Source organism: Janthinobacterium amylolyticum, from assembly GCF_051380655.1.
GTDB lineage: Bacteria > Pseudomonadota > Gammaproteobacteria > Burkholderiales > Burkholderiaceae_D > Janthinobacterium.
In genome coordinates this window covers 504,621-516,846 of sequence record NZ_JBNYXL010000003.1, presented here as the reverse complement: position 1 = coordinate 516,846, position 12,226 = coordinate 504,621, and the positions used below count along the sequence as shown (strand labels likewise).

General features: G+C 61.9%; 12 protein-coding genes. 8 read left to right on the top strand and 4 right to left on the bottom strand.

Translation table 11 applies throughout. The features are described 5' to 3' along the window. Positions 1–20: 20 nt before the first annotated feature. The 3 genes from ACQ4WR_RS08795 to ACQ4WR_RS08785 form a co-directional block, all read right to left on the bottom strand. On the bottom strand, positions 21–482 hold the full coding sequence (locus ACQ4WR_RS08795) for a GNAT family N-acetyltransferase (protein WP_436486672.1): 462 nt from the start codon (positions 480–482) through the stop codon (positions 21–23). A 45-nt stretch (positions 483–527) separates the two neighbouring features. Then, positions 528–782: an acyl-CoA-binding protein gene (locus tag ACQ4WR_RS08790; protein WP_034782468.1), complete on the bottom strand. Its 255-nt coding sequence runs from the start codon at positions 780–782 to the stop codon at positions 528–530. Positions 783–981: 199 nt separating this feature from the next. Further along, positions 982–1,338, bottom strand: coding sequence for an FKBP-type peptidyl-prolyl cis-trans isomerase (locus tag ACQ4WR_RS08785; RefSeq protein WP_034760263.1), 357 nt, complete (start codon positions 1,336–1,338; stop codon positions 982–984). A gap of 197 nt (positions 1,339–1,535) precedes the next feature. On the opposite strand from ACQ4WR_RS08785, the gene ACQ4WR_RS08780 reads away from it, so the two are divergent. The 7 genes from ACQ4WR_RS08780 to ACQ4WR_RS08750 all read left to right on the top strand — a co-directional run bounded on the left by ACQ4WR_RS08780 (position 1,536) and on the right by ACQ4WR_RS08750 (position 10,127). Continuing rightward, positions 1,536–2,507: a YVTN family beta-propeller repeat protein gene (locus tag ACQ4WR_RS08780; RefSeq protein ID WP_495542681.1), complete on the top strand. Its 972-nt coding sequence runs from the start codon at positions 1,536–1,538 to the stop codon at positions 2,505–2,507. A 14-nt stretch (positions 2,508–2,521) separates the two neighbouring features. Continuing rightward, positions 2,522–3,505 (top strand): polysaccharide deacetylase family protein, encoded by a 984-nt coding sequence (locus ACQ4WR_RS08775; protein ID WP_436486668.1) that lies wholly within the window; start codon positions 2,522–2,524, stop codon positions 3,503–3,505. Beyond that, positions 3,502–4,527, top strand: coding sequence for a sterol desaturase family protein (locus tag ACQ4WR_RS08770; protein WP_258002951.1), 1,026 nt, complete (start codon positions 3,502–3,504; stop codon positions 4,525–4,527). Before ACQ4WR_RS08775 ends, ACQ4WR_RS08770 begins: the two co-directional genes overlap by 4 nt. Further along, complete coding sequence (locus ACQ4WR_RS08765; RefSeq protein ID WP_102294404.1) at positions 4,527–5,354, top strand: EI24 domain-containing protein; 828 nt, start codon at positions 4,527–4,529, stop codon at positions 5,352–5,354. The genes ACQ4WR_RS08770 and ACQ4WR_RS08765 overlap by 1 nt, the downstream gene beginning before the upstream one ends. Before the next feature lie 43 nt (positions 5,355–5,397). Then, positions 5,398–6,183, top strand: a complete 786-nt coding sequence (locus ACQ4WR_RS08760) for a competence/damage-inducible protein A (protein ID WP_436486666.1) — start codon at positions 5,398–5,400, stop codon at positions 6,181–6,183. Between the two features lie 386 nt (positions 6,184–6,569). Next, a complete protein-coding gene (locus ACQ4WR_RS08755) occupies positions 6,570–9,686 on the top strand; it encodes a transglycosylase domain-containing protein (RefSeq protein WP_436486664.1) in 3,117 nt (1,038 codons plus the stop codon). A gap of 60 nt (positions 9,687–9,746) precedes the next feature. Next, positions 9,747–10,127 carry a hypothetical protein gene (locus ACQ4WR_RS08750; RefSeq protein ID WP_436486662.1) on the top strand — a complete coding sequence of 127 codons (381 nt, stop codon included), beginning with the start codon at positions 9,747–9,749 and terminating at the stop codon, positions 10,125–10,127. Here ACQ4WR_RS08750 and ACQ4WR_RS08745 read toward each other — a convergent pair. Further along, positions 10,124–10,729, bottom strand: coding sequence for a glutathione S-transferase family protein (locus tag ACQ4WR_RS08745; protein ID WP_436486660.1), 606 nt, complete (start codon positions 10,727–10,729; stop codon positions 10,124–10,126). The genes ACQ4WR_RS08750 and ACQ4WR_RS08745 overlap by 4 nt on opposite strands. A 131-nt stretch (positions 10,730–10,860) precedes the next feature. On the opposite strand from ACQ4WR_RS08745, the gene ACQ4WR_RS08740 reads away from it, so the two are divergent. After that, positions 10,861–12,213, top strand: a complete 1,353-nt coding sequence (locus tag ACQ4WR_RS08740; RefSeq protein ID WP_102294415.1) for a TAXI family TRAP transporter solute-binding subunit — start codon at positions 10,861–10,863, stop codon at positions 12,211–12,213. Positions 12,214–12,226 lie beyond the last annotated feature (13 nt).

Below are 12,226 nucleotides of genomic sequence, written 5' to 3'. Positions count from 1 at the left end.
TTGTGGTTTTTGGTGAGTTTTTAGGTGTTTTCGGCCAGTTTCAGGTGCAAAATGGGGAAAGGCTTGCCGAACGGGTCAAGCGGCGAGCGGTTTTCCACGATAAAGCCCAGGTGCTGGTAAAAGCCATGCGCCTGCGCGTTGTGCTCGTTGACATCGACGGCCGTGGCTTGCAAGCTGGCGATGGCGTAGCGCACCAGCGTGCGGCCGGCACCGCTGCCGCGCCGGTCCGGATGCACGAACAGCATCTCGATCCTGGCGTGCTCGACGCACAGGAAGGCATAGGCGACGCCGTCATCGGCGCGCAGCACGTGCAGCAGGCCTTCGGCCGTCACCCTGGCCAGCTCATCGCGGACGAAGGGCATCAGGAAGGCGATATCGCTATCGGCGAGAAAATCGTGGGTGGCGCGTACGGACAGGTGCCAGACGTCGAACAAGCGGGGCAGGTCGGCGGCATGCGCCAGGGAAATCGGTGATGGTGTCATGCGGAAATTATACTGCCCCGGCAGGCGCCGGGGCAGGGTGGACGATCAGTCCTTCAAGTCTTCGATCAGGTCGATGTATTGCTGCTGCGCCTCTTCTTTCGAGGTGCCGGCCAGGGCGGCCCACGCGTCGAACTTGGCGCGGTTGACGAAGTCGGTCATGCCTGGACGCTCGCCCGTGGCGTCGCCGCTCGAAGCTTGCTTGAACAAGGCGTAGATTTTCAACAAGGTCATATTGTCCGGACGCTCGGACAGGGTCTTGGAATCGAGCTGCGCTTGTTCGAATTGCTCTTGTAAACTCATGATGGCTCCTGTGTGCTGATGGAATCGCTGGAAAAGTGCGGCAGGCCCGGCGGAGTGGCCACCGTGCGTGCTGCAGTGCCTGACATCATAGTGAAAAAAGCGCGCCGTGCATTAGAGGACACACTCAAAACAAAAACGCCGCCGCTGTGTGAACAGGGGCGGCGTCTGGCGCGGTCCTTGGAGCGCAGCCTTCAGCTTCTTATACGCCCAGCAGTTCGACGTCGAAAATCAGGGTGGCGTTCGGTGGAATCACGCCGCCGGCGCCGCGTGCGCCATAGCCCAGTGCCGCAGGGATGATCAGCTGGCGCTTGCCGCCCACTTTCATGCCTTGCACGCCTTCGTCCCAGCCCTGGATGACGCGGCCGGCGCCCAGCGGGAATTCAAACGGGTCGTTGCGGTCCTTGCTCGAGTCAAATTTCGAACCGGCGCTGCCGTCGTCGTTCTGCAGCCAGCCCGTGTAATGCACGACAACATTGTTGCCAGCTTGCGCTTCAGCGCCTTCGCCAACAACGGTGTCGATGTATTGCAGGCCGGAAGCGGTAGTGGTGGTGGTCATGATAATCCTTGTGTAGGCGATGAAAGCTTCAGATTGTAGAGCAATGGCTTGCAAAGCGCTATTCCAGGCCGCGCCGGCCCAAAAACCGGAAATTACCGCCACTTGTGGCCATTGGTATCATTCCTAGGGGAATTAGTTCAGAAAATACAGTGTTTCCACGTAAAATACATGTTTTGTATTTAACAGTGATTTCTTCCATGTTCCGCAGTCTACGCCGCCTCATTTTTTCCTCGCTGTGCCTGGTTTCCGCAATGTCCACGGCGCAAGCCGAAGTAGTGGTGGTGCTCAATTCCCGTGACGCTACGGTGCAATTGCTAGACCAGAAAACCTATGCCCCCCTGTCCACCTTTGCCGTCGGCAAGGAGCCACACCATCTGATGGAAACGCCGGACGGCAAGTCGCTGATTGTCGCCAGTTCCGTCGGCAATGAACTGATCTTCCTGGACCCCGTGTCCGGCCAGATCCAGCGCCGCATCAGCAATATCCTTGACCCCTATCAAATTGGTTTTTCGCCGGACCAGAAATGGTTCATTTCCAATTCGCTGCGCCTGGACCGCATCGACCTGTACCGCTACGACGGCAAGAACCTGACCCTGGCCAAACGCATCGCGCTGCCCAAGCTGCCCAGCCACATGGCGTTCACGGCCGACAGCAGCATGGCCTTCATTACGCAGCAGGGCAGCAACCAGGTCAGCGCCATCGACCTGGCCACGCAGACGGTGAAATGGACCATGCCCGTCGGCCCCGCCCCGGCCGGCATCACCATGACGCCCGATGGCAAGCATTTGCTCGTCGGCATCATGGGCAGCGACTACGTGGAAGTGATCGACTGGCGCACGCAAAAGACCGTCAAGCGCATCAAGGCTGGCGCCGGCACGCATAATTTCCGCGCGCTGGGAGACAACCGAATGACGTTTGTCTCGAACCGCGTGTCGAACACCATCAACATCATCGACCAGAAGACCCTGGAAAACGTCGGCACCATCAATGTGCCAGGCGGCCCGGACTGCATGGAAATCACGCCCGATGGCAAGACCATGTGGGTGACCCTGCGCTGGATCAAGAAAGTGGCCGTGATCGACCTGACCACGCGCAAGGTGATCAAGATGATTCCCGTGGGCCGCTCGCCCCATGGCGTGTATTTCGCCAGCCACGCGCCGCGCATGTGATGGCGGGAGGAAAGATGAAACACCTGACCATGCGCCACCCGACGCCGGGGCTGATGCGTTGCGGCCGCATGTCCGCCGTGCTGCTGTGCGCCATTGCCATGCTGCCGCACGCTTGCGCTCACGCACATGCAAGCGCTCCTGGCATGGCCAATGCCAGCGTCGCGCTTGCCAAGCCCGGCGCACACCTGCCCGCAGCCCTCACCACTGCGGCACCCGCTGCCGCATCCACCGCAGCATCCACCGCCGCATCCACTGCAGCATCCACCGCCGCGTCTGCCGCCCCTGCCGCCTGCAAGGGCACGATATACATGACCTTCGACACGGGTAGCCAGTCGCAGGCGGACTTGATCGCCAATGTGCTGAATAAACGCCATGTGAAGGCGACCTTCTTCCTGGCCAATGAAAAGACCACGCGCGGCGACTATTCGCTCGATGCCTCGTGGGCACCGTACTGGAAAGCACGGGTCGCCGAAGGCCATGCCTTTGGCACGCATACGTTTGACCACGTGTACTGGAAGAAGGATCTGGCCAATGGCTTGATCCAGGTCAAGCCCCAGTTCGGCAAGGATGGCGGCAAGCTGGCGTCGTTCTCGGATAAACAATTCTGCGAGGAATTGCGCCGCGTCGACACGCGCTTCCAGGAGCTGACCGGCCGCAAGCTCGATCCGTTCTGGCGCGCGCCGGGCGGCTATACCTCGCCGCGCACCCTGGCCGCCGGCAGTGCCTGCGGCTACCAGCATGCGGGCTGGGCGCCTGCCGGCTACTCCGGCGATGAACTGCCCAGCGACAAGTATCCGAACGCCATGCTGCTGAAAAAAGCGCTGGCGAACCTGCGCAGCGGCGACATCTTCATTGCCCACATGGGCATCTGGTCGCGCAAGGAGCCTTGGGCGCCGGCCAACCTCGACGCCCTGATTCGTGGCCTGCAAGACAAGGGTTTCTGCTTTGCCACCCTGCGCGAGCATCCCGCCTACGTGCAGAAGAAGGGCCAGCCATGATGGAAGTGCTCACTCCTGTCATCGATATGCTCGTCGAGACCTTTGGCGATGCGCAAGGCTGGCTGTTCCAGACCGTCGTCAACCCGCTCGTGTATCACCTGGGTTTTGGCGAATTCACGGAAGAAGCGTTCGAGGGCACGGAGTGGCTGCTGATCGGCCTTTGCGAACTGGTGCTGCTGTTTCTCGTGCTGCGTCCGCTCGAAGCCTTGATACCCGCGCAGAAGATGACGGACCCGCGCGCCCGCTGGAACGATTTTATCTATACCGTGCTGCACCGCATCGGCCTGTTCCCCGTGCTGATCTTCTTCACGCTCGATCCCCTGATGGATGGTCTGGCTGGCGCTTTGCGTTTCGATAACATTCATCCCTTGAACCTGGAATCGCTGTTGCCCGGCATCAGCCCCTTGCTCAGTTTTATCATTTATTTTGTGATACTGGACTTCGTCGACTATTGCTACCACCGCGCCTCGCACCACTTTGGCTGGTGGTGGGGCTTGCACAGCCTGCACCACAGCCAGCAGAACATGAACTTGTGGAGCGACGACCGCAACCACCTGCTCGACGATTTTCTGCGCGACGTGGTGATGGCGCTGGTGGCGCTGGGCATCGGCGTGCCGCCGGGGCAATACGTGCTGCTGGTATCGGTATCGCGCATTTTGCAAAGCTTGCAGCACGCGAATGTGAGGATACACTTCGGCCGCATCGGCGAGCGGCTGCTGGTTTCGCCGCGTTTCCACCGCACGCATCACGCCATCGGCGTGGGGCATGAGTCGCAAGGCAAGGGCAGCATGGGCGGTTGCAACTTCGGCGTGGTCCTGCCGATTTGGGATATGCTGCTGGGCACGGCGAATTTCTCGGCGGGCTATGCGCGCACGGGCGTGCGCGACCAGCTGGCGCGCATCGATAGCGAAGGCGTCGGCCGGCCGGGACGCAACTATGGACGCGGCTTCTGGCAGCAGCAATGGCTGGGCCTGCGCCGCATGGTGGAATTTGCAAGACTGAAACGAAAAGGACGCCGTTGATGCGTAATGTGTTGAACTCGTATGGCCGTGCCTTCCTGTCGCAATTGCACGGCAGGATATTGCTGCTGAGCGCAGTGCCGTTTGTGCTGTCGCTGGTGCTGTGGGGCGTGCTGCTGTACCTGGGCCTGCAGCCGCTGATCGACAGCCTGCATGCGCTGTTCACGCAGTATGACTTTTTCCGCACCAGCGGCCAGGTGCTGTCCACTTTTGGCCTGGGCGTGCTGAAAGCCGTCATCGTGCCGCTGATCGCCATGTTCATGCTGCTGCCGCTGATGATACTCACGGCGCTGATCTTCATGGGCCTGTTCGCCATGCCGGCCATCGGCCGCCATGTGGGCGGGCGGCATTTCCCGCAGCTGGAGAAGAAGTATGGCGGCAGTCTGCTGGGCAGCGTCGGCACCTCGCTGGCCACCTTTTTGCTGTTTATCTTCGTCTGGGTACTGATGTTGCCCCTGTACGCGTTTCCGCCGGCCGCGCTGGCGGGCCAGGCCGTGCTGTGGGGCTGGCTGACCTACCGCGTCATGGCGTACGACGCCATGGCCGACTACGCCAGCAAGGAAGAGCGCCAGGCCATCATGCGCGGGCAGCGCTGGCCTTTGCTGGCCATCGGCATGGTTTCGGGCGCGGCGGGTGCCGTGCCGGGCTTGCTGTGGATGGGCGGCGTGATGTCCGTCGTCTTCTTCCCTTTCCTGGCAGCATTCGCCATCTGGCTGTATGTGCTGATCTTTATCTTTACGGGTCTGTGGTTCCAGTATTACTGCCTGGAAGCGCTGGCGCGTCTGCGAGGCGTGCGCGGCATGACCGACGTGGCGCCGGCGGACGCTTGAGCCTACCATCGAATTTAACCATCGAATTGAACAAGGAAGTTTCATGGCTATCGGATTGATCATCATTGGCGACGAAATCCTGTCGGGCAAGCGCACGGACCAGCATTTTCCGAAAGTGGTGCAAATGCTCAAGCAGCGGGGCTTGCAGCTGAGCTGGGCGGAATACGTGGGCGACGAACCGGCCCGCCTGGTGGCCTTGCTCAAGCGCAGCTTTGCCAGCGGCGACATCGTCTTCAGCTTTGGCGGCATCGGCGCGACGCCGGACGACCATACGCGCCAGGCGGCGGCCGATGCGCTGGGCTTGCCGCTGGTGCTGCATGAGCAGGGCAAGAAGAATATTCAGCAGCGCATCACGGAAATGGGCGAGGAGGCGGGCGTGCCGGCCGATTTGCATTCGCCGGAAAACCTGCACCGCCTGAAAATGGCGGAATTCGTGCAGGGTGCCGAGCTGATTCCAAATCCGTACAACAAGATCGCCGGCTTTGCCGTGCGCGAACATTATTTTGTGCCGGGCTTTCCCGTCATGTCCTGGCCCATGATCGAATGGGTGCTCGACACGCATTACGCGCACCTGTTCAACCAGGTGCCGCACGCGGAACATGCCTTGCTCGTGTACGAAACGGCCGAGTCCCTGCTGACGCCGCTGATGGTGCGCCTGGAAGCGCAATATCCGCAGATCAAGGTGTTCAGCCTGCCCAGCGTGGGCGACGCGCAGACGCGCCGGCATATCGAACTGGGCGTCAAGGGCGAACCTGAGCAAGCGGCCGCGGCCTTTGCGGACATGCGCGCCGAACTCGACGCCATGCAAGCGGAATACGCCACCCTCTGAGTTGTTGCCAGCCCGGCGCCGGCGGCTTTTTCGCTGGCGTCCAGCCCGCCTCGGGCCTATGTACGCAAGCGCACACTCCAAGTCGTTGTTTTTTTGCGAAAATCTTCAATGAAGCAAGATTTTTGTGTGCGCTCGTCAGTCGTTTTCATGCCGATGTGGTGGAATGGTGAACAGGGGCTCCGCGTGTCAACGGGGGCAGCCTGCCTGTGCAGTAGAACGTATTTTTGATTCACCGGTATGGACATCATGTTAAGCAAGTTTCATCGTGACCGGCCCTGGCTGGCCCCGGCCCTGACCAGCGCCGATGGCCGCCTTTGCCGCACCAGCGTGCGGTGCAGCTGCCGCATTTTCCACGCCGTCCACACCCAACCTTACCCCAGCATCCCATGAAAGACACAGGCGTCAATCTGGCCGCGCAAGAGCGGCCCCAGGAAGAACCAGCTGCGCAGGCGCCGCCACCGGCCAGCCCGCCGAAAAAGCGCCGTTCGCGCATCTGGCCCATCTTTGCCATCATCGTGCTGGCGCTGCTTGCCGGCGTGGCCTGGTTCGTCATGCGCGAAGTGCGCACCTCGGCCCTGCAGGCGGAATTTTTTACGCGCCTGGACCGCCAGCTGAGCTATAAAGTCGAGCCTGGCCCGGCGCCTGCCGGCGCCATCCGCTATCCGCAGCATGGGCCGTACGACGAACGCCTCGGCTATGCCAGCCTGCCCGACTTCATCACCAAGCTCAATGCGCGCGACTATGCAGTCACGGCGCAGGCGCGCATGTCGCCGAAGATGGTGCAACTGGTTGACCGGGGCATCTTTGCCACCTATCACGAGAAAAACCGCGCGGGCCTGTCGATCCTCGACTGCCGCGCCGCGCCCCTGTTTGCCGCCAGTTATCCGGAACGCATGTTCGACGGCTTCGCCGAAGCGCCGCCGGCGCTCGTGCAAAGCCTGCTGTTCATTGAAAACCGCGAATTGCTCGATCCGGGCACGCCCATGCGCAATCCGGCCGTGGAATGGGACCGCCTGAGCAAGGCCGTCCTCGACAAGGCCTTGAACCTGTTTGGCGGCCACCGCGGCGGCGGCGGCAGCACGCTGGCCACGCAAATCGAAAAATACCGGCATTCGGAAGATGGCCGCACCAGTTCCATGCAGGACAAGCTGTGGCAGATGGTGTCGGCCAGCCTGCGCGCCTACCAGGATGGCGAAAACACCATGGAAGCGCGGCGCAAGATCGTCGTCAATTACCTGAATACCGTGCCGCTGTCGGCGAAAAGCGGTTTTGGCGAGGTCAACGGCATCGGCGACGGCATGTGGGTCTGGTATGGTCGGCCGTTTGCCGAAGTGAAGACTTTGCTCAAGGGTAATATGGACCAGCCCGGCAGCGCACTGGCCTACAAGCAGGCGTTGAGCCTGCTGATCGCCCAGCGCCGTCCCTCGCATTACCTGGTGGCTGGCGGCGCCGACCTGGAAGAATTGACCAACAGCCATTTGCGCCTGCTGGCGCAAGCGGGCGTGATCTCGCCGCAGCTGCGCGATGCTGCCATTGCCGAGAAGCTGCGCCCGTCGACGGCCTCGGGCGTGCAGTCGGAAGCGTCGACCTCGTTTGTCACGCGCAAGGCTTCGAATGCCGTGCGCAACCACCTGGCGGGCATGCTGGGCGATCCGCGCCTGTACAACCTCGACCGCCTGGACTTGAAAGTGGTCAGCACGCTGGACGCGCAGGCGCAAAACGCCGTCACCAAGGTCTTGCGTGAATTGCGCGATCCGGAAGTGGCGAAAGCGGCGGGCCTGACGGGCAAGGGCATGCTGGGCAATGGCGATCCCGCCAATGTCGTCTACAGCTTTACCCTGCTGCAAAAGGGCGAGCAGGCCAACTTGCTGCGCGTGCAGACGGACAACTACGACCAGCCACTGGACATCAATGAAGGCGCCAAGCTGGACCTCGGTTCCACGGCCAAGCTGCGCACCCTCGTCACCTACCTGGACATCATCGACCAGCTGCACCAGCGTTACAGCGGCATGAGCGCGGCCGAGCTGGGCAAGATTGCCGTCGATCCGAAGGACATGCTGTCGCAATGGGCTATCGCCTACCTGAAACCGTTGCCCATCGGCGAGGCGCGCAATCTGCCGGCCATGCTGGCGGCCGCCATGGAACGCAAATACTCGGGCAATCCCGGCGAAGGCTTCTTCACGGGCGGCGGCTTGCACCATTTCGGCAACTTCTCCAAGCTCGACGACAGCCGCATCATGACGGTGCAGCAAGCCTTGCGCCAGTCGACCAACCTGGTGTTCGTGCGCCTGATGCGCGACGTGGCCCGCTACTACATGTTCTCGCGTCCGGATTCCTCGGCCTCGCTGCTGGCCGATGCGGACGATCCGCGCCGCGCCCAGTACCTGAGCCGTTTTGCCGACAAGGAAGGGCGCGAATTCCTGCACCGCTTCTACCAGAAGTACCGCGGCAAGAGCGTCGACGAGCAGGAAAAAATCCTGCTGGCCAGCATCCGCCCGACGCCCGTGCGCCTGGCGAATATTTTCCGCACCATCAATCCGAAGGGAACCGTGGCGGAATTCGGCGACTTCCTGAACGCCAACCTGCCATCGCAGAATGAAGTGCCGCCCGAGCGCGTGGCCAAGATGTACCAGCAGTACGCGATGGAAAACTGGTCGCTGGCCGACCGCGGCTACCTGGCGAACGTGCATCCGCTGGAACTGTGGATGGTGGCGTACTTGCGCCAGCACGAAGGTTCCACCCTGTCGCAGATGGTGGCGGCCAGCGAGAAAGAGCGCCAGGAAGTGTATAAATGGCTGTTCAATACGCACCGCAAGCATGCGCAGGACCGCCGCATCGCCAACTTGCTGGAAGTGGAAGGTTTCCTGGAAATCCACCGCCAGTGGAAGAAGATGGGCTATCCGTTCGATTCCCTGGTGCCATCGTACGCGACGACCCTGGGCGCTTCGGCCGACCGGCCCGCCGCGCTGGCCGAATTGATGGGCATCATCATCAACGACGGCGTGCGCAAACCAAGCGTGCGCATCGATTCCATGCATTTCGCCGCCAATACGCCATATGACACCATGGTCAAGCGCGGCACCAAGGTGGAGGCCGAGCAAGTGTTGTCGCCGGACGTGGCGAAAGCGGTGGCCAAGGCCATCCGCGAAGTGGTGTCGGACGGCACGGCGAAACGGGCGAAGACGGCGTTTGTTGGCGCCGACGGCGTGCCTATCCCGATGGGCGGCAAGACGGGCACGGGCGACCAGCGCTTCGACGTGTATGGCGCCGGCGGCCGCCTGATCGAGTCGCGCTATGTGAACCGCTCGGCCACGTTTGTGTTCAATATCGGCGAGCGCTTCTATGGCAGCATGACGGCGTATGTGCGCGGACCGGAATCGAAAAACTACGACTTTACCAGCGCCTTGCCGGTGCAATTGCTGGTCTCGTTGGCGCCGAGCCTGATGCCGCTGATCGAGGCGCCCGCGCCGGCCGAAGGCGTGGCGAAGCAGTGCACTAACTAAAAATATCTAGCCTGTGTGAACGCCGGCCCGCAAGGCCGGCGTTTTTTTTGAGGAGTGCAATTGGACAGGACGCAGCAGATTTTTCAGCAATACCACCGCTTTGACGATGGCGCGCTCGTGTCCATCGAGCAGCAGTATCAGCCCGGCGGCATGCAGGCCGTGCGCATCGTCTTGTATGCAAGAAACCATGGGCTGGAAGGCAATGTCTGGCGCCACGTCGCCATCACGTTGGGCGACGTACGGCAAGTGGTCATTAAGACGCCGGGCAACTTCATCAACCGCATCTGCTGCGGCGTGAAGCTGCTGCGTTTCGGCGACGTATGGTGCGTGGATATCGACGGCACCTACACGCACGATGATCCCGCTACGCTGGACGAGGTACGCCGCGATGGCGACTGCTATGTCATCGGCGGCACGGTCGAGGCAATCGAACTCGATTAGCCGGCAAACACGGCCGTTTTATCCGCCAGGCGCGCGTGATAAGTGGCGATGGCCGGGTAGGCGGGACGCTGCATCGGCGCCATCAGCCAGCGCTTGACGGACAGGCCCAGCACGATATCGGCCAAGGTGAATTGCTCGCCGCACACATAGGCGCCCGTGCGCTGCAATTGCTGCTCCAGCACGCCCATCATCTTGTTCCATCCGGTAATACCGGCCGCCAGCTGGGCCGCATCCTGATGTGCCGGGCTGTGGCGCACCAGCGACATGAAGGCGTAGCGCCAGCTGTTGTTCAAATCGCCCATCTGCCAGTCCATCCATTTTTCCACTGCCGCACGGGCGCGCGGATTGCTGGGCAGCAAGTCGTCGCGGCCTGCCTGCGCGCACAGGTAGCGGCAAATCGTGTTCGATTCCCACAGCACCAGGTCGCCGTCGATCAGCACGGGGACCATGGCATTCGGGTTCAGCGCCAGGAAGGCGGGGTCGTCGGTGGCGCGAAAGCCGCTGCCCCAGTCCTCGCGTTCGTAGGGCAGGTCGAGTTCGTCGCAGGTCCACAGGACTTTGCGGACATTGATCGAGGCGGCTTTTCCAAGAATTTTCAGCATGCGGGGCTCCGAAGGACAGATGGTTGATCTTGCACTGTAGCGGATTTGGCCACGCCGCGCCTGCGAAAGTGCCTTGCATAGTTGAGCTTTTCTTGGCATCGTAGCCACCCATGAAACCTATGCGCCACCACATGTCCAAAATCCTCGCGTTCAGCCGCTTTTCCGTGCGCGATTTCCTCGCCACCGCCGGCCCCACCCTGCTGCTGGTCGGCGCCTTTTGCGCGCTCGCTTACTGGCTGGTCGACCCGGCGCCGCCGCGCCAGGTAAGCCTGTCGACGGGGCAGGACAATAGCGCCTACGAAGAGTTCGGCAAAAAATACGCGGCCACCCTGGCCAAACACGGCATCAAGGTGACCTTGCAGCCCTCGCTGGGCTCGCAGGAAAACCTGCAGCGCCTGAATGCCGGCAAGACCGATATCGCCTTCGTGCAAAGTGGCTCGACGGAACACGACGATGCCGAGCGCCATGGCCTCATTTCCCTGGGCAGCCTGTTTACGGAACCCGTCTGGCTGTTCATGCGCGAAGACAAGGCCGTCACGGAGCTGACGCAGCTGAAGGGCATGAAGATCAACCTGGGGCCGGAGGGCACGGGCGTGCCCGGCCTGTTCCGGCAGTTGCTGTCCGTGAATGGCGTGGAAGCGAACGAGCTGACGGTGAGCGACTTGCAAAATACGCCCGCCACGGTGGAGCTGCTGGAAGGGCGCATCGACGGTCTGGTCTTCAGTTCGGCGCCGGAAGCGCCGCTGATCCAGATGCTGCTGCAAACGCCAGGCATCAAGCTGTTTGATTTTTCGCAAGCGGAAGCGTACACGCGGCGCCTGCCCTTCCTGACCCATGTCGTTTTGCCGCGTGGCATTGTCGACCTGGGGCAGAACATTCCCGCGCAGGATTATCACCTGATCGCGCCGACGGCCACCCTGGTGGCGCGCGAAGACTTGCATCCTGCCCTCGTCGACCTGTTCGTGCAGGCGGCGGCCGGCATCCATGGCGGCACGGGCTGGTTCCAGCAGCAGGGGCAGTTCCCGTCCGCGCGCTACACGGAAATTCCCGTGGCGCCGGAAGCGCTGAAATTCTACAAGGATGGCGCGCCCGTGCTGCAGCGCTACATGAGTTTCTGGCTGGCCAATTTCTTCGACCGCATGTGGGTGCTGGTGGTGGCCTTGGGCGCGCTGATTTTACCGCTGTCGCGCGTGGTGCCGCCCCTGTACGTGTGGCGCATCCGCTCGCGCGTGTACCGCTGGTATGGCCAGTTGCGCACGGTCGAGCAGGCGCTGGAAGACGTGCCGGAAGAGCAGCGCGCGCAAGTGTACGCGGCGCAATTGAAACGGCTCGACCAGATCGAGGAGATGGTCAACCAGATCTCGATTCCCCTGTCGTTTGCCGATGGCCTGTATGGCTTGCGCAGCCACATCAATTTCGTGCGCAAGCGCATCCTGACCCTGATGGGCGAGCATCCTGCCGCCGAGGTGGGAGAGCCGGCCTGAGCAATTGACTCGC